Annotated in this window: 15 protein-coding genes and 1 pseudogene; 10 read left to right on the forward strand and 6 right to left on the reverse strand. The window is 73.2% G+C overall.

Annotated elements, in window-relative coordinates; genetic code table 11:
* Positions 1 to 289 precede the first annotated feature (289 nt).
* Positions 290 to 1,021, reverse strand: a complete 732-nt coding sequence (locus AZE13_RS20790) for a CDP-alcohol phosphatidyltransferase family protein (RefSeq protein WP_066933912.1) — start codon at positions 1,019 to 1,021, stop codon at positions 290 to 292.
* A gap of 137 nt (positions 1,022 to 1,158) precedes the next feature.
* On the opposite strand from AZE13_RS20790, the gene AZE13_RS20795 reads away from it, so the two are divergent.
* The 5 genes and pseudogenes from AZE13_RS20795 to AZE13_RS20815 all read left to right on the forward strand — a co-directional run.
* A complete protein-coding gene (locus AZE13_RS20795; RefSeq protein ID WP_258527899.1) occupies positions 1,159 to 2,205 on the forward strand; it encodes a zinc-dependent alcohol dehydrogenase in 1,047 nt (348 codons plus the stop codon).
* Positions 2,206 to 2,208: 3 nt separating this feature from the next.
* Positions 2,209 to 2,607, forward strand: coding sequence for a 6-pyruvoyl trahydropterin synthase family protein (locus AZE13_RS20800; RefSeq protein ID WP_066933916.1), 399 nt, complete (start codon positions 2,209 to 2,211; stop codon positions 2,605 to 2,607).
* A 14-nt stretch (positions 2,608 to 2,621) separates the two neighbouring features.
* The gene (locus AZE13_RS20805; protein ID WP_079124208.1) at positions 2,622 to 3,722 is read left to right on the forward strand and encodes a glycosyltransferase family 4 protein; all 1,101 of its coding nucleotides are present in this window, start codon (positions 2,622 to 2,624) and stop codon (positions 3,720 to 3,722) included.
* The gene (locus AZE13_RS20810) at positions 3,719 to 4,579 is read left to right on the forward strand and encodes a class I SAM-dependent methyltransferase (RefSeq protein WP_258527900.1); all 861 of its coding nucleotides are present in this window, start codon (positions 3,719 to 3,721) and stop codon (positions 4,577 to 4,579) included. The genes AZE13_RS20805 and AZE13_RS20810 overlap by 4 nt, the downstream gene beginning before the upstream one ends.
* Before the next feature lie 97 nt (positions 4,580 to 4,676).
* A pseudogene (locus AZE13_RS20815) lies at positions 4,677 to 5,435 on the forward strand (lysylphosphatidylglycerol synthase transmembrane domain-containing protein); the annotation flags it as partial.
* Positions 5,436 to 5,480: 45 nt separating this feature from the next.
* Here the strand turns inward: AZE13_RS20815 and AZE13_RS34220 are convergent.
* Positions 5,481 to 6,395: a RibD family protein gene (locus AZE13_RS34220; protein ID WP_079124202.1), complete on the reverse strand. Its 915-nt coding sequence runs from the start codon at positions 6,393 to 6,395 to the stop codon at positions 5,481 to 5,483.
* Between the two features lie 70 nt (positions 6,396 to 6,465).
* Positions 6,466 to 7,206 carry a creatininase family protein gene (locus AZE13_RS20825; protein ID WP_066933931.1) on the reverse strand — a complete coding sequence of 247 codons (741 nt, stop codon included), beginning with the start codon at positions 7,204 to 7,206 and terminating at the stop codon, positions 6,466 to 6,468.
* Between the two features lie 289 nt (positions 7,207 to 7,495).
* Between AZE13_RS20825 and ribA the strand changes: the two genes are divergently transcribed.
* Positions 7,496 to 8,146, forward strand: coding sequence for a GTP cyclohydrolase II (gene ribA, locus AZE13_RS20830; RefSeq protein WP_066934025.1), 651 nt, complete (start codon positions 7,496 to 7,498; stop codon positions 8,144 to 8,146).
* A gap of 378 nt (positions 8,147 to 8,524) precedes the next feature.
* Positions 8,525 to 9,019, forward strand: a complete 495-nt coding sequence (locus tag AZE13_RS20835) for a hypothetical protein (protein WP_147264691.1) — start codon at positions 8,525 to 8,527, stop codon at positions 9,017 to 9,019.
* Positions 9,020 to 9,151: 132 nt separating this feature from the next.
* Here AZE13_RS20835 and AZE13_RS20840 read toward each other — a convergent pair whose 3' ends face one another.
* A complete protein-coding gene (locus AZE13_RS20840; RefSeq protein WP_066933937.1) occupies positions 9,152 to 11,527 on the reverse strand; it encodes a protein kinase domain-containing protein in 2,376 nt (791 codons plus the stop codon).
* A 139-nt stretch (positions 11,528 to 11,666) separates the two neighbouring features.
* Between AZE13_RS20840 and AZE13_RS20845 the strand changes: the two genes are divergently transcribed.
* Genes AZE13_RS20845 through AZE13_RS20855 form a run of 3 tightly spaced genes read left to right on the forward strand, consistent with a single transcriptional unit; the run spans position 11,667 to position 13,779 of the window.
* Entirely contained in the window at positions 11,667 to 12,014 is a 348-nt protein-coding gene (locus AZE13_RS20845; protein WP_066933940.1) for a peptidase, read from the forward strand.
* A gap of 59 nt (positions 12,015 to 12,073) precedes the next feature.
* Positions 12,074 to 12,685 carry a hypothetical protein gene (locus AZE13_RS20850; RefSeq protein WP_066933943.1) on the forward strand — a complete coding sequence of 204 codons (612 nt, stop codon included), beginning with the start codon at positions 12,074 to 12,076 and terminating at the stop codon, positions 12,683 to 12,685.
* A complete protein-coding gene (locus tag AZE13_RS20855) occupies positions 12,682 to 13,779 on the forward strand; it encodes a sigma-70 family RNA polymerase sigma factor (protein WP_066933946.1) in 1,098 nt (365 codons plus the stop codon). The genes AZE13_RS20850 and AZE13_RS20855 overlap by 4 nt, the downstream gene beginning before the upstream one ends.
* Before the next feature lie 66 nt (positions 13,780 to 13,845).
* On the opposite strand, the gene AZE13_RS20860 is transcribed toward AZE13_RS20855, so the two are convergent.
* Positions 13,846 to 15,288 carry a M1 family metallopeptidase gene (locus tag AZE13_RS20860; RefSeq protein ID WP_066933949.1) on the reverse strand — a complete coding sequence of 481 codons (1,443 nt, stop codon included), beginning with the start codon at positions 15,286 to 15,288 and terminating at the stop codon, positions 13,846 to 13,848.
* A 114-nt stretch (positions 15,289 to 15,402) separates the two neighbouring features.
* The coding region (locus AZE13_RS38275) for a SulP family inorganic anion transporter (RefSeq protein WP_258527901.1) at positions 15,403 to 16,267 on the reverse strand (865 nt) is incomplete at its 5' end.

Below are 16,267 nucleotides of genomic sequence, written 5' to 3' on the forward strand. Positions count from 1 at the left end.
GAGAAAGCAATTCGAACAATGAACGCGCGCGAGGGCAACGGAATTTGACATTCCGCAACGCTGTCGCGGCTCCGGGGAATGACCGTCGGCGGCGGCCGCGCAGGTTCACCGGACGTCGGCGATCGCCGACGGAACAACGGCCCGAACCAGGCCCGGAAGAGGGGGAGGCAAGCGCCAGGACGCGGTGCGGATCCCGCCGAAACACCATGTTCGAATCGGGCCACGGCCACGTCAAGACAGATCAAGTGCCGACCGGCCCGGGCCGAAAACGTACGCCCCGGATCCGGCCTCAGACCGCCTGACGCGGCCTGAACCGCCACAGCCACCCGATGTCCCGCCCGAACGACCACACCAGGGCGGCCAGCGCCACCGCGAGCAGCGCCGTGGCGGCCACCGGCGGCAGCACTCCCGCACTCACCACGACGAGAATGATCCCCTGCAGCGCGGCCACGGCCTTACGGGCGTAACTCACCGGCAGCGGCACGCGCAGCCACGGCAGCAGCCGGGCCGCCCCGACGAAGGCATAGCGCATGGCGCCGATCGCCAGCACCCACGCCCCCTCGGACACCGCCACATACCCGCTCAGCACCAGGATCAGCACGGCGTCGACCTCCATGTCGAAGCGTGCGCCCACCGCGGAGGCGGACCCGGTGCGCCGTGCCACCCGGCCGTCGACCGCGTCCATGACCAGCGCCACCGAGGCGAGCACGACCATGGACAGAACGGTGAGGGTCCGCCGGTGCGCCACGGCACTGGCCGCCAGCGCCGCGACCCCGCACACCAGCCCGGCCCGCGCCAGCGTGACGCGGTTCGCCGGCCCCAACGGCCGCGACCACGTCCGGCGCAGGGTCAGCACCAGAACCGCCCAGGTGACGGCGGCGAACGCGGAACCGACCAGCCAGCCCGCCGGTCCCAGCCCCACTCCGGCCCACAACAGCGCCAGCAGGGCGAACTGGGCCACCACCCCGATGGCCAGTTCCTGGCTGAACTCACAGGTGCTGTGCAGATCTTGTGACGCCACCAGGTCTCCTCGCGGTGTGGCAAAGTGACATGTGCCCGATAGAGCGTAACCGCGCACCACCTGGCCTTTGGTGGACTATGCGCCGCCCTTTTCCGGGGACTTGACGACCCACCGCACCGCCGCCACGGAGGTCACCCATGCAGCGCGCGGCACGCGCATTCTGGCTCCGGGCCCCCGGCCGGGGCGAGATCCGGCCGGTTTCGTTATCCGTTCCGGACGTCGGCGAGGTCATGGTGCGCACCCTGTACTCCGGGGTCAGCCGCGGCACCGAGACCCTGGTCTTCCGCGGCGAGGTGCCGGAGAGCCAGCGCGAGGCCATGCGCGCGCCCTTCCAGGAAGGCGACTTCCCCGGCCCGGTCAAATACGGCTACCTCAACGTGGGCGTGGTCGAACAGGGGCCGCCGTCCCTGCTCGGCCGTACGGTCTTCTGCCTGTACCCGCACCAGACCCGCTATGTCGTCCCCGCCGACGCGGTGACGGTCGTACCGGACTCGGTGCCTCCGGCTCGCGCCGTGCTGGCCGGCACGGTGGAGACCGCGGTCAACGCGCTCTGGGATGCCGCCCCGTCGCTCGGCGACCGGATCACGGTGGTCGGGGCCGGCATGGTCGGCTGCTGCGTCGCCGCGCTCCTCGCCCGCTACCCCGCCGCCAGGGTGCAGCTGGTCGACACCGACCCCACCCGGGCCGGGGTGGCCAGGGCCCTCGGTGCCGAGTTCGCGCTCCCCGAGGAGGCCGCCGCCGCGCGCGACCTGGTCGTCCACACCAGCGCCACCGAGGCGGGACTCGCCCGCTCGCTCGAACTCCTCGCGCCGGACGGCGAGGTGCTCGAGCTCAGCTGGTACGGCGACCGGCGGGTCAGCCTGCCGCTGGGCGAGTCCTTCCACTCCCGCCGCCTGACCGTACGCAGCAGCCAGGTGGGCGCGGTACCCCCGGCCCACCGCTCCCGCCGCACCTTCGCCGACCGGCTCGCCCTCGCCCTGGAACTGCTCGCCGACCCGGCGTTCGACGTGCTGCTCACCGAGCGGTGTGCCTTCGAGGACCTGCCGCGGGTCATGCCCGGTCTGGCCGAAAACGGCCCCTCGGCCCTGTGCCGGCTGGTCGAGTACCGCACCGTCGAGGGCGAGGACGAGAGCGGGACCGCAGACGAAGACCGGCCGGGAACCGGCCGCCCCCTGGGAGGATGACCGTTGTTCAGCATCACCGTCCGCGACCACGTCATGGTCGCCCACAGTTTCCGCGGCGAGGTCTTCGGCCCCGCCCAGCGGCTGCACGGCGCGACCTTCACCGTGGACGCGACATTCCGCCGCGCCGCGCTCGACGCCGACAACATCGTCGTCGACATCGGCCTGGCCACCCGGGAGCTCCAAGAGGTCCTGAGCGATTTCCACTACCGCAATCTCGACGACCACCCCGACTTCCAGGGCGTCAACACCTCCACGGAGTTCCTCGCCAAGGTCATCGCCGACCGCCTCGCCGACCGCGTGCACTCCGGCGCCCTCGGCGAAGGGGCCCGTGAACTGTCCGGTATCGCCGTCACCCTGCACGAGTCGCATATCGCGTGGGCGGGTTACGAGCGCGGCCTGTGAAGCCGTCCGCCGCCATGGCCGCCCCCGTCCCGGTGCACTTCGTGCTGCCCGGCGGCATCGACGATCCGGCCGCCCCCAGCGGCGGCAACGTCTACGACCGCCGGGTGTGCCAGGGCCTCACGGCGGCCGGCTGGCCGGTGCGCGAGACCGCGCTGCCGGGCGCCTGGCCGCAGCCGGACGCAGCGGACCGTACGCGGCTGGCCCGTACGCTCGCCGCACTGCCCGACGACTCCCTGGTCGTCCTCGACGGCCTGGTCGCCTGCGGCGTACCCGACGCCGTCCTCCCGCAGTCCGGCCGGCTGCGCCTGGCCGTCCTGGTGCATCTGCCACTGGCCGACGAGACCGGGCTGCCGCCCGCCACCGCCGCCCGCCTCGACGACCGGGAACGGCGCACCCTGCGCGCCGCCGACGCGGTCGTGGCGACCAGCCCGTGGACGGCGCGCCGGCTCGCCGCACACCACGGGCTCGACCCGCGCCGCGTCCACCTCGCCGCACCGGGCGCCGCCCCCGCGCCCCTCGCCCCCGGCACCGACGGCGCCGCACGGCTGCTGTGCGTCGCGTCCCTGACCCCCCGCAAAGGCCACGACCTGCTCATCGAGGCGCTCTCCGGCCTCACCGGCCTGTCCTGGGACTGCGAGTTCGCCGGAGCGCCGGGCCCCGACCCCGGCTACGTCGCGGAACTGCGCGAGACGGTGGCGCGGCGCGGCCTCACCCGTCGCGTCCGCCTGCTCGGCCCGCGCACCGGCGCGGCCCTCCACCGCACCTACGCCGCCGCGGACCTCGTGGTGCTGGCCTCCCGCGCCGAGACCTACGGCATGGTCGTCACGGAGGCGCTGGCGCGCGGAACGCCCGTCCTGGCGACCGACGTCGGCGGCGTCCCGGACGCCCTCGGACGGGCCCCCGACGGCAGCCTGCCCGGCGTCCTCGTGCCCCCCGGGGACCCCGGGGCGCTGGCCGCCGCGCTGCGCCGGTGGCTGGAGGACGCCGCGCTGCGCCACCGCCTGAGGATGTCGGCGCGCCGGCGACGTGACATGTTGGCAGGATGGCAGACGACGACGCAGAGCCTGGCCGGCGTGCTGGAACAGCTCCGCCGGCAGCCGGGGAGGACGGCGTGAGCACCGCGGAACCGATCCGATACGCCGCCGACTGGCTGGAGTTGCGGGAGCCGGCCGACGCCCGGGCCCGGTCCCGGGAACTGCTCTCCCCGCTCACCGCCCACCTGGCGCACGCGTCGTCCGCCGCCGGCGGGACGGCGGTCCACGACCTCGGCTGCGGCACCGGCTCCATGGGACGCTGGCTCGCCGCCCGACTGCCCGGGCCGCAGCGCTGGGTGCTGCACGACCGCGACCCCGAGCTGCTCGCGCTGGCCGGTGCCGGGATGCCGGACACCGCCGCCGACGGCGCCCCCGTCACGGTCCGCACCCGGCAGAGCGACGTCACCCGGCTGCGCGCGGCCGACCTCGCGGGCGCCTCCCTGGTCACCGCCTCCGCCCTGCTGGACCTGCTCACCGCCGACGAGGTGGACGCGTTCGCCGCCCGGTGCGTACAGGCCCGGTGCCCGGCGCTGCTGGCCCTCTCCGTGGTGGGGAAGGTCGACCTCGATCCGGCCGATCCGCTCGACGCCGAGCTCACCGATGCGTTCAACGCCCACCAGCGCCGGGTCACCGACGGCCGCCGCCTGCTCGGCCCGGACGCCCCCGGCGCCGCCGCCCGCGCGTTCCGCCTGCGCGGCGCGGAGGTGCACTCCAGGCCCAGCCCCTGGCGACTCGGCGCCGGTGAGGAGGGGCTGCTGAGGCGATGGCTGACCGACTGGGTGGCCGCGGCCGTCGAACAGCGGCCGGAGCTGGCCCCCCATGCCGACGCGTATCTGCGGCGCCGCCTGCGGTCCTGCGCGGCGGGCGGGTTGCGTGCCGTGGTGCACCACAGCGACCTGCTGGCGATCCCGGCCGCGCCCGGCGGGACACCGGCATGAACCGGCGGTCCGGGGCGGTACCGGCATGAACCGGCGGTTCTGGGCGGTGGTCCGGGTGCTCGCCGGGCTCGGCATCCTGACGGTGGTGCTGTGGCGGATGGGCACCGGCGCGCCCCTGGCCGCCCTGCGCTCCGTGGACGCCGCGACGCTGCTCACCGCGCTCGGCGCCGGTCTGGCCACCACCGTGCTCAGCGCCCGCCGCTGGTGTCTGGTCGCGGGCCGGCTGGGCCTGCGGCTCCCGCTGCCCGCGGCCGTCGCCGACTACTACCGCGCGCTGTTCCTGAACGCGGCACTCCCCGGCGGGGTGATCGGCGACGTCCACCGGGCGGTACGGCACGGCAAGGACGCCGGGGACCTCGGCCGTGGCGTCCGCGCGGTGGTCCTCGAACGGACCGCGGGCCAGGTGGCGCTGATCGCCGTCGGCGGCGCCGCCCTGCTGGCCGATACGTCCCTCTTCCGCCACGGCGGCGTCTTCCCCATGGGGTCGGTCCTCGTGGCGCTCGTGGCGGTACTGGGCGCGGCGGCCATCGTCCTGGCGGTGGCCGCCCGTCGGGGACGGTACGCCGCCAGGCTGCGGCGCGCGCTGGCCGCCACCGTCACGGACCTCGGACGGGGGCTGCTCGCCCGCGACACCTGGCCGCGGGTGGCGGCCCTGTCCCTGGCGGTGCTCGCGGGACACCTCGGTCTGTTCCTCGTCGCCGCACGCGTGGCGGGCTCCCGGGCACCGGTGACCCAACTGGTGCCGCTGCTGCTCCTGGCGCTGCTGGCGATGGCGCTGCCGGTGAACATCGGCGGGTGGGGGCCGCGGGAGGGCACCCTGGCACTGGCCTTCCACTCCGCCGGTCTGAGCCCGGAACAAGGGCTGGCCGTCTCCGTGGTCTACGGGGTGCTCACCTTCGTCTCAAGCCTGCCCGGCGCCGGTGTGCTGCTGCTGCGGCAGGTCCGCCCGCTCCCGTCCGGTGCGGAGGTCGAACTCCAGGAGCGTGTCCTCCCCGAGCGTGAAGCGGCGCACCGGGGCTCGTAGCGCCCCGCCCATCCGGTCCGGGCCGGGGAAGCGCAGCCCGGGTACCCCCTCGCCCAGGATCACCGGGGCGACGGTGACATGGAGCCGGTCCAGGACGCCGGCGGCCAGGAAGCGGGAGACGGTGACGCCGCCGCCCTCGACCAGGACCCGGCCGAGGCCGCGGCCGGCGAGGGTGTCCAGCAGCCGCCGCGGCGCGAAACCCTCGTCGTCGCCCGGCACTTCCAGGGTCGCCACCCCGTCCCCCCCGGGCCGGGCCGCGGCGCGCCCGGCTCCTCGTATCCACAGGGTGGGCGCCGCGCCGTCGGTGAACACGCCCCGGTCCGGCGGCACCCGCCCGCCGCGGTCCACCACCACCCGCGCGGGGCTGCGGCCCGCGCAGGCGCGTACGGTCAGCCGGGGATCGTCCGCGACGACCGTGCCGGCCCCGACGACCACGGCGTCGGCCAGGGCCCGCAGCCGGTGCAGGTGGCGGCGGTCCTCCTCCCCGGTGATGTAGTTCGCGTCGCCGGTACGGGTCGCGATGAACCCGTCCACGCTCTGCCCGAGCTGGGCGAAGACGCAGTGCGGGCCTGCCAGGCACAGCGGGAGGTAGCGCCGGGCCAGCCGCGTCGCCCCGGGGGTGGCGGCCTGCGTCCAGCGCCACTCCCCGTCAGCACCGGGCGCGAGTCCGGCGGCCTCGGCATCCCGGGGGGTCCGGACGGAGAGCAGCCGGTCCCAGGCCCGGTCGGCATCGAGGGCCGGGCGCCGTGACGGGGCGGACGTGGCCTGTTGGGGCGCTGGTTCTCCTGGCATGGTGGCCTTTCTCCGGTGCCTGCTGTGGTTGCGCGCTGCCGCCCGCCGGCCGGTGTCCTCCGGACAGGCCTTAGGCGCCGAGGACGGTGATGTACTCGCCGAACGACGCGACCAGATGGGCGATCAGCGCCTCGCCCTTCTCCGGCGACGCCAGTGACGGCCGTCCGATCACCCCCGAGTCGGTGTACTCCGCCATCCCCAGGGTGAGCAGGTGCCTGCGGTCGTCGGCGATACGGTCCGCCGACCGGTAGCCGGGCCGGACGAGTGACGGGTGGGCGTGCAGGAGGACCGAGGTCTCCAGCTCTCCCGCGTGCATGTCGCTGTGGGCGGACGTCCGTACACCGGCGGCGTCCGCCGCGGCGGCCCAGTCGGCCCCTCCGGGGAACAGCGCCATCCGGATGCCGCCGCCCGCCGACTCCTGAACAAGGTTGCGCAGTACGTAGTTTCCGCCGTGGCCGTTGACCAGCACCAGCCCGGTGACGCCGGAGCGCCGCAGCGAGTCCGCGATGTCCCGTACGACCGTGTAGAGGGTGCCGGCCGAGATGCTCACCGTCCCGGGCCAGGCCGCGTGCTCGTGCGAGCAGGAGATGGTCAGCGGGGGGAGCGGGAGCACGGGGTGGACGGCGGCGATCGCCTGGGCGAGGGTGCAGGCGAGGACCGTGTCGGTGGCCAGCGGCAGGTGGGGGCCGTGCTGCTCGTAGCTGCCGATGGGCAGCAACGCCACCGTGGCGTCCCGGTTCCGGACGTCCTCGGTGGTGTCCAGGGGCACCAGGCAGGGCGTCGGCACCGGAGCGGGCGCTGCGTCGTTCATGGCGGTTCGGCCTTCCCCTCCAAGGGCGTGGGGCCGCCGTCGGTCCGCGCGGGGCCTGCGGGGCCACGGGCGCCATGGGTGGGCGGCGGGAACTGCCGTTCAGGATGCGGCTCGGCGACGGCGTGACACAAGTGATCACTTGCCTGTCCGGGCGTGCCATTCCGGCCATGGCGTCGCCCGGAATTGCCCTGCCCGCTTTTACGGCCAACCCGGCAAATCAGGCGCCGGGAAGACAACTGGGGCGCCCTGACCGGTGATTTCCCGCTCCCGGGGGTTTACCATCGGCCGCATGCCAGAAAAAGACATCGTACCCGGTGACACTCCTCGGCAGTCGCATATTGAACGCGTGGTGGATGTCCGATTGCCAACCGTGCACGGCGATTTTCTCGTGGTCGGCTATCTGGACCACAACTCCATGCGCGAGCAGGTGGCATTGGTGTACGGCGATGTCGCGGGCCAGGACACGCTCACGCGAGTGCATTCGGAGTGCCTTACCGGCGACGCGTTCGGCTCCCTGCACTGTGAGTGCGGCGACCAGTTATCCGCTGCACTGGAATCCATAGCCGCGGCAGGGGCCGGCGTTCTCGTGTACCTCCAGGGCCACGAGGGGCGCGGCATCGGCCTGCTGGCCAAATTGAAAGCGATGCGCCTGCAGGCGGAGGGGCTGGACACCGTCGAGGCGAACCTGTCGCTGGGGCTTCCGGCGGACGCCCGCGAGTACGACGTCGCGGCCGACATCCTCCACGATCTGGGCGTGCGGTCGATCCGCCTGTTGTCCAACAACCCCAGGAAGAGAGAGGCGTTGCAGCACTACGGCATCAAGGTCAGCGAGGTGGTTCCCCTGCTGATGCCGCCCCGCCCGGAAAATCTCCGTTATCTGTGGGCGAAGCGGGAGCGGCTGGACCACTATTTACCGCACCTGGACGGTTTCCCCGGCTGACCGGCCGCCCGCTCCGTTCATTGCTCTTCCGTGAACCTTCCGGTTCTTCCGTGAACCCGCCGTGAACCCTCCGTGGACACAGCCCCGAATCTGTGGATACCCATCGCACCCCCTTCGTCAAACCCTCGTAGCGCCGGGTTCCGGCGCGCCGTTGGACGAGGCCGAAACGCCACCCCCTAAGGGTCGTACCTAGGGTTTTCCCTGATTTCCGCGGAGGGGCCCGTCGCTAGACTCGCCACGCCAACTCCGGCCTGCGTCCACCGCCATCGCCGGAGCGGGCACGCACAGAATCGGCGACACGGTCCACGGCACTCGACCGCGGGCAGAAGCCGTCCCGTATATGCCGCGCAGCCGGAAGAACCAGAAAAAGGAGTACCCATGTCCACCTACCAGGACAGCCCCCAGCAATTAGCACGGCCGACTGCGCCCGCGCCGGTCAGGAATGCGGCCACTGCCATGTACGTCGGTCTGGCACTGACCCTCGTCGCGGTGGTGGCGCTGATCGTCGACCAGGCGATGGGCGACTCGTTGACCCAGCAGTTCAAGGAGGCGTACCCGAGCTACAGCGCGGAGCGCATCGGCACCGTCAAGTCGAGCGTCCTCACCTACCTCTTCACCCTCGGCGTGGCCGGCCTCATCCTGTGGCCGTGGATGGCTGCGGCGAACAAGAAGGGCAAGGGCTGGTCGCGCATCGCCGCCACCGTGGTCTTCCTGCTGTCCACGTTCATCGCGCTGTACGACTTCACGCAGAACTTCCCGCTGTTCGTGACCCTGACCGGTCTGCTCCCGTGCGTCGCCGGTCTCGTCGCGGTCGGCCTCCTGTGGATGAAGGACTCCTCCGCCTTCTACGCCGGCAGCCGGCGCGCCGCCTGAAATCCGCGTCTGAAATCCGCGCCGACGGCCCGGGTTCTCCGGAAGGTCCGCCTGCTGCGGGCGGCGACAGCTCCAGGCAGGGTCCGGCCACGGCCGGACCCTGCCTGCACGCATCTGCGCGGTTTCCCGGACTCACCAGCGGGCCGGGTCCGTGGCGTCCGCGGCGAAGACCGTTCCGTCCGGCGCCGCCGCGTAGATCCGGCCGTGCCGGGCGTCCGGCACCGGGGCGGGCAGAGTCTCCAGGAAGCCGTTGCGCCGGTCGGCCGTCAGCCGCGGCGGGGTCTGGCCGAGGAGCGCACCGGACCGGGTGTCCACGGCCAGCAGCCGTCCGTCCGCCGCGGTGAAGTACAGCCGGCCGCCGCTGACGACGGGTGCCGAGCCCCGGCTGACCGACGTCTCGGTGGACCAGGTGCGGTCGCCGAGGGCCTGGAGAAGGCCGCCCTCGGCGAGCAGGTACACCGTCTCGCCGTGCACCACGGCCGCCACCGGGCCGTCGAGAGGGTGGCTGAGCGGGAGGCGGCTGGTGCGCCGGCTGCGCGGGTCGTAGCGGACGACGGCGGTGGTGGTGAAGGGGTGCTGGGGATCGGCGGCGGTGAAGTAGAGCGTGCCCGAGGAGCCGGCGCCGGCCAGGGCGAGCGAGCCGGACAGCTGCCGTGACCAGCGGCGCGCGCCGCCCTCCGGGGCGATCGCGGTGACCGGGGTACTGGCGCCGTCGGCGGCTCCCACGGCGTAGACGGTGCGGGCGGTGGGGGTAGCGGGGGCAGTGCGGTCGGAGTCGGTGGTGCGGGCGTCGCCGAAGGCGTGGAGCGTGGCCGCGGTGACACCGGGGAAGGTTTTGCGCCACCGCTCTTCGTGGGTGGTGCTGTCGAGGGCGGTGACCGTGCCGTCCGCGGCGACGAGCAGGACGCGGTCACCGAGGACCGCCGCCCCGCCCTCGTAGCCGGACAGGTCCTGGCTCCAGCGGGTCGCGCCCTGCCCCTCGGCCGACGGGTCGAGGGCGTCCAGCCGGCGGTTGTCGGGCGTCCAGACGTAGAGCAGGCCGCCGGAGAGGACGGGCGCCCTCGGTGGCGTATCGGTGGCGGGGTGGGCCCGGGTGGTGCGGAGCCACGCCTTCCGGCCGGTGCGCGCGTCGAGGCGGGCGGCCCGTACCCCGGACTGGACGCAGTAGACGGCGTCGGAACCGGCCGTGGAACCAGCCGTGGAACCAGCCGTGGAACCGGCCGTACAGAAGGGCATTTCGGAGCGGTGGCCGGCAGGGCGGTCGACGAGCTGGGCATGCCAGGGGCGGAAGCTGTCGGCGGGCCGTGCGGCGTACGTCTGCAGGGCGCCGTCCCCCGAACCGGCGCCGCCGGACGACAGGGCCCGTACGCCGGCGAACGTTCCGGCACCGATGACCAGCAGCGCGGCCGCGGCGGCCCACAGGGGGCGGAGCCGACGGCGGTGACCGCGCGCCTTCGGAGCGTCGGCGGTGGCCTCCGGGGCGGTCTTCCGGCCGGCCTTCCGGTGCGCGCTCCGGGGGAACTCGGCGCGTGAGGGGGCGGGTTCACCGTCCGCGGGCCGCCGAGGGGCGGGGATCCGTACGCCCGGTATCGCGCCCGGGGCCGATGCCGAGCCCGGGGCCGGTATCGCGTCCGGGCCCGGCGCCGCACCCACGGGGGCTGTCCCGGAGTGCGTGTCCGCGCCCGGGGCCGTGCGCAGCAGCTCCATCAGATCGCCCGGTGTCGGCCGGTCCGCCGGGTCCTTGGCCAGGCAGCTGTTGATCAGTGGCGCCAGTTCGTCCGGCACCCCGGCCAGATCCGCCTCGTCGTGTACGACCTGATACGCCACCAGGTACGGGCTCTCCGAGTCGAACGGGCCGCTCCCGGTCGCCGCGTGCACCAGGACCGACCCCAGCGCGAACACATCCGCCGCCGGGCCCACTTCGCGCGGCCGCTGGAACTGCTCGGGCGCCATGAACGGCGGTGTACCGATCAACTTCCCGGTCTCGGTGCGCATGTCGCTGTCCGAGGGCCGCGAGATACCGAAATCGATCACCTTGGGACCGTCGGTGGCCAACAGCACATTTCCCGGCTTCAGATCGCGGTGCACCACTCCGGCCCGGTGGATGTCGCGCAGCGCCTCGGCGAGGCCGGAGGCCAGCCGGCGCACCTCGCCGGGCGACATCGGGCCATTCCGCTTCACCTGGTCGGAGAGAGTCGGGCCGGGGATGTAGAGGGTCGCCATCCAGGGGCGTTCGGCATCCGGATCGGCGTCCACGACGGGTGCCGTAAAGGCCCCGCTGACCCGCCGTGCGGCCAGCACCTCCTGCCGGAACCGCCCCCGGAACTCGGGGTCTTGGGCGAATTCGGCGTGAATGACCTTTACCGCGAGAAGCAGTCCGGAGGAAGAGCGCGCCACATGCACCACGCCCATACCGCCGGAGCCCAACTGGGCCTCCAGGCGGTATTGACCGGCGTATTCCGGACGCTCCGCTTCCGGGCCGGCCCCGGTATCACGCAGCGGCGGCATCGTTCCACCCCCGTGTCCTGCCGTATGCATATCGGTCGCAGGTGCGACGCGCGGAGCCTAGTCGATGGCGCGTACGAGACAAATGATGCTTGCTAGCGTTCGAGCGACACATCCGAAAACGCCAACGGGGGAACAGGAAATGACGACTCAGGACGAGCGCGCCGACGAGCGCGCCGATGAGTACGCCGGCGAGGGCACCGGCGGGGGAGCGGCGACCGTGATGGCGGCCGCCGCGCAAGGCTCCTTCCAGGTCGCGCCCGGCTACCGCGTCAAGGTCCGCCAGGGCCCCAGCACCACCGCCCCGGTCGTCCGGCAGCTGGCGGAGGGCGCCTGGATCCAGATCCGCTGCCAGCGGCGCGGCCAGCGGGTGAGCGGCCCGTGCGGCACCACCGACATCTGGGACAACATCGCACCCGGCCAGTACGTCTCCGACGCCTACGTCCGCACGGGCAGCAGCGGCCCGGTCGCCCCGGCCTGCGCGAGCTGAGCCCGGCGGTCCGGGAGACGGCTGCCGGCGAGAATCGGCCACCGGGGATAATCGACGCCATGAGCGATCAGCAGACGTCCTCCGGGGGCCCGGAGCGTGGCGGTCCGCAGAGCGGTGGCCCCGAGCACGGCGGCCCCGAGCCGGAGGAGATCCGGTTCTTCGGGACCACCTGGGTCCACCACGACGGCGGCTATGCCCTGCGCCGGGCCGGTGTCGCGGTGGGCTCACTGGCGCTCGCCGCCGCCGGTGCCGCCGTCCTGCGCTTCGCGTTCCAGGGCCTGGAGATCGCCGAGGTCGGCTCGTTCGTCGGCATCCTCGTCGTGGCCGGCTTCGCCGTGTGCAGCGCCCTGTCCTTCCGCCGCACCTGGGACGGCTTCGTCCGCCGCCCCGACGCCGCCGCGCAGAGCGCCGCCGAGCGCTCCGGCCAGAGCCTGATGCTGATCGGTTTTATCGGCGCGCTGCTCGCGTACTTCTGCCGAAGCCTCGTCGAGGCGCCCGGGGAGCGGCTGCACCGCGCCGAGTACGAGGCGGCCCGCGAGCGCCACCAGCGCCGCCGCAGCGCCCGTACCGGCAACCCGGCCGCCAAAAAGCCGGACAAGCCCAACCAGTCCAACAAGCCCAACCAGTCCAACAAGCCCAACCAGTCCAACAAGTCCAAGAAGCGCCGATGACGTGCGCGGCGGGCGGCGACCGGGGCCACCAGGGCGACCGGCTGGCGCGGTTCGAGGAGCAGCGCGGACGGCTCTGGGCCATCGCGTACCGGATCATGGGCACCGTCACCGACGCCGACGACGCCGTACAGGAGTCCTGGCTGCGCTGGCAGGCGCTGCCCGCCGAACCGCCGGTGGCCAACCCGCGCGCCTACCTCACCACGGTCGTCAGCCGGATCTGCTACGACCTGCTGGGCGCGGCCCGCGCACGGCGTGAGACGTACGTCGGACCGTGGCTGCCGGAACCACTGCTCACCGCGGCCGACGGCACACCGTCCGGCGGGCCCGGCGGCTCCGGCGGTCTCGGCAGGCCGGGCGGTCTCGGCGGCCCCGGCGGCGACAGCCCTGAAGACCGGGTCACCCTCGACGAGTCGGTGGGGATGGCGTTGCTGAGTGTGCTGGAGCGGCTCAGCCCGGCCGAGCGCACCGCCTTCATCCTGCACGACGTCTTCGCGGTCCCGTTCCCGGAGATCGCCGAGGCGGTCGGCCGAACCCCGGACTCCGTACGGCAGTTGGCGTCCCGGGCCCGCAAGCGGGTACGGGCCGAGGCGCCGCGCCGTACCGTCGACCGCGCGGAACACCGCCGTGCCGTCGCGGCTTTCCGCTCCGCCGTCATGGGCGCCGATTTCGATGCCCTGCTGGCCGTACTCGACCCCGAGGTCGTCTGGCGTTCGGACGGCGGCGGCAAGGTGTCCGCCGCCCGCCGGCCGGTCCTGGGCCGCGAGAAGGTCGTCCGCTATGTGCGCGGGCTGATCACCCGTGGACTGGTCACCCGGGACGCCGAGCGGGCCGCCGCCACACAGAGCGCCGCCACACAGAGCGGCGCCGCACGGAGCAGCGCCACACGGAGCAGCTGTGCGCAGAACAGCGCTCCGCAGGACGTGTTGCGGCTCGCCGCGGTGGACGTCAACGGCGCTCCCGGCCTGGTCTTCGCCGACGCGACGGGCCGACAGGCCGGGGTCCTCGCCTTCACCGTGCGCCAGGGGCGGATCACCCAGGTCGACGCCGTCATCAACCCCGACAAGCTGGGACACCTCGACTTCGACCAGTTCTGATGTGCCGCCCCGCCGTCCGGTCCGGTTCCCCGTCTGCCCCCTGCCGGTTCTCCGCGATGCCGGTGCTCAGTACTCCCAGTCCGGCTTGCCCTTGCCGTAGAGCCAGTCGTCGAACAGGTCGGTCAGATCCTCGTCCGTCCGCTCCTGGCAGAAGGCGATGAACTGCTGGGAATCGGCGTTGGAATGGCGGTACTTGGCGGGCCACTCCTTCAGGATCTCGAAGAAGGTCTCGTCACCGACGGCCTTCCGCAGCTGCTGGAGCACCATCGCGCCCCGCTCGTAGACGGGCGTCGCGGTCACATTCTCCGGCTTGCCCGGGTCGCCTGCCGGGAACGCCCAGCGCCCGTCCTCCTCGTCCCCGTCCTCGTTCTCGTTCTCGTCCCCGTCCCGGTAGAGCGCGTCGAACTGCTGCTGCGGCGTCCTGCCGCCCTCGTGCTCCTCCCACAGCCACTCGGCGTACGTCGCGAAGCCCTCGTTGAGCCAGGTGTCCTTCCACGTCTTCGGTGTCACCGAGTCGCCGAACCACTGGTGGGCCATCTCGTGCACCACGGTCGCGGTGTCCGGCGCCCCGGCGTAGACCGGCTTGGTCTGGGACTCCAGGGCGTACCAGTCGACCCGCGGCGGGGTGTGGTCGACGATCGCTCCCGCCGACGAGAACGGGTACTTCCCGAACAGCTCGCTCTCCCACTTGATGATCTCCGGCAGCCGCCCCAGCGGTCCCTTGCTCCCGGCGGCCTCCGCCGGGTCCACCGCGACGTACAGCGGCAGGCCGTCGGGCGTACGGTACCGGCGGACGTCGAACTTCCCGATGGTGGCGGTGGCGAGGTAGGTGGCCATAGGCTGGGCGCTGTGCCACTGGAAGGTGGTCTTCCCGCCGGTGACCTTCTCCGACCGCAGCTCTCCGTTGGCGACGGCGGTGTAGCCGTTCGGCACGGTGATGGTGAAGTCGTACGTGGCCTTGTCGGCGGGGTGGTTGTTCCCGGGGAACCACGTCATGGAACCGGCGGGCTGCCCCGACACGAACGCCCCGTCGGGGGTCTTGATCCAGCCCTCGGCGGCGCCGTCCGCGTCCTTCATCTCCTGCGGCGTGCCCTCGTAGGCGACCTTCGTACGGAACGTGGCGCCCTTGCGGATCCTGGTCCCGTCGGCCGGCCGGACGGTCAGCTTGTGCCCCTTACGGGAGAAGCCGGCGTCCTCGCCGTCGACCTGGACGGCGGAGACCCGCAGCCCCTGGAGGTCCAGCTTGAAGGAGTGCAGGTCCTGTTCGGCCCGGGCGGTGATCTCGGCGGTGGCCGTCAGGTGCTTGCCCTTGATGTCGTAGGTGAGGTCGAGCCCGTAGTGCTGGACGTCGTAGCCGCTGTTGCCGAGCGCCGGGAAGAGCGGGTCGCCCAGCCCGCCGCGGCCCGTCGCCCCGCCGGAGTTCACCGCACTGCTCGTGCAGGCGGACAACAGCAGGGCGACGGACAGGGCGGCGGTCGCACCGCAGCGGCGAAGGGGCCTGCGGTTCACGGCACTCCTCGGGTCGACGGACACAGCTCCACGACCCTACGGTCATTTCGGCCGTACCGCCCCTCCGTTACCGATCATGGTTTGCGACGGACGACGCCCTGAGAGGAACGGCGGTCAGGGCGCGACGGACGGCGCTTTCCGCCGTCCTGTCCCGTCCCGGCCGCGCCGCGACTCCTCCCAGCTGCCGAGCGCCGCCGCACACGCGTGATCGAGGTGCCGCAGCCCCGACAGATCCAGGTCGATCTCCCGGTCCCGGGGAAGCGCCTCCAGCTGGTCGAGCAGCTTCGGCAGCCGCAGGAAGGTCGCATTGCCCAGGGCCCGTACGCGCACCACGCCGGCGCCCTCCAGGCCCTCCACCTCCAGGTGGACGTGCGAGGTCTCCCACGCCGACTTGGCGACCGCCATCAGCAGCCCCAGCAGCACACCCTCGAACATGTTGGTGGCCACGATCGCGACCGCCGTCACCAGCAGCACCACCGCCTCGCCCCGGTGCTCCCGCCACAGCGGACGCCACTCCTTCACCGGAATCAGCTTGCCGCCCGCATGCACCAGCACACCGGCCAGCGCCGCGATCGGCACCACGCCCAGCGCCGCCGGGAACAGCGCGGCGAAGACCAGCAGCCACACGCCGTGCAGCACCCGCGAGGCCTTCGTCCGGGCCCCGGCATGCACGTTCGCCGCGCTACGGACGATCACCGCGGTCATCGGCAGCGCACCCAGCAGCCCGCACACCGTGTTGCCGGCACCCTGCGCCATCAGCTCCTTGTCGTAGTCGGTCCGCGGCCCGGCGTGCAGCCGGTCCACCGCGGCCGCGCTGAACAGCGACTCCGCCGACGCGATCAGCGCGAAGGCGAGCACGGTGCCCACCGCCCCGGCCAGCGCCCCGGCCTCCGTCAGCTGCGCGAAGTCCGCGCCGCCCGGTGGCCGTACGACGTCCAGCAGGCCCTGCACCTCGACCCGCGCCACCGGCAGGTCCAGT

This window comes from Streptomyces sp. NBRC 110611 (assembly GCF_001590865.1).
GTDB lineage: Bacteria > Actinomycetota > Actinomycetes > Streptomycetales > Streptomycetaceae > Streptomyces.

What these genes read in the sequence shown, in the direction of transcription:
- AZE13_RS20795 (WP_258527899.1), top strand. Translation starts at nt 1,159, where the DNA reads ATGCAGCGCGCGGCACGCGCATTCTGGCTCCGGGCCCCCGGCCGGGGC.
- AZE13_RS20805 (WP_079124208.1), top strand. Translation starts at nt 2,622, where the DNA reads ATGGCCGCCCCCGTCCCGGTGCACTTCGTGCTGCCCGGCGGCATCGAC.
- AZE13_RS34220 (WP_079124202.1), bottom strand. Translation starts at nt 6,395, where the DNA reads ATGCCAGGAGAACCAGCGCCCCAACAGGCCACGTCCGCCCCGTCACGG.
- AZE13_RS20825 (WP_066933931.1), bottom strand. Translation starts at nt 7,206, where the DNA reads ATGAACGACGCAGCGCCCGCTCCGGTGCCGACGCCCTGCCTGGTGCCC.
- ribA (WP_066934025.1), top strand. Translation starts at nt 7,496, where the DNA reads ATGCCAGAAAAAGACATCGTACCCGGTGACACTCCTCGGCAGTCGCAT.
- AZE13_RS20835 (WP_147264691.1), top strand. Translation starts at nt 8,525, where the DNA reads ATGTCCACCTACCAGGACAGCCCCCAGCAATTAGCACGGCCGACTGCG.
- AZE13_RS20840 (WP_066933937.1), bottom strand. Translation starts at nt 11,527, where the DNA reads ATGCCGCCGCTGCGTGATACCGGGGCCGGCCCGGAAGCGGAGCGTCCG.
- AZE13_RS20845 (WP_066933940.1), top strand. Translation starts at nt 11,667, where the DNA reads ATGACGACTCAGGACGAGCGCGCCGACGAGCGCGCCGATGAGTACGCC.
- AZE13_RS20850 (WP_066933943.1), top strand. Translation starts at nt 12,074, where the DNA reads ATGAGCGATCAGCAGACGTCCTCCGGGGGCCCGGAGCGTGGCGGTCCG.
- AZE13_RS20855 (WP_066933946.1), top strand. Translation starts at nt 12,682, where the DNA reads ATGACGTGCGCGGCGGGCGGCGACCGGGGCCACCAGGGCGACCGGCTG.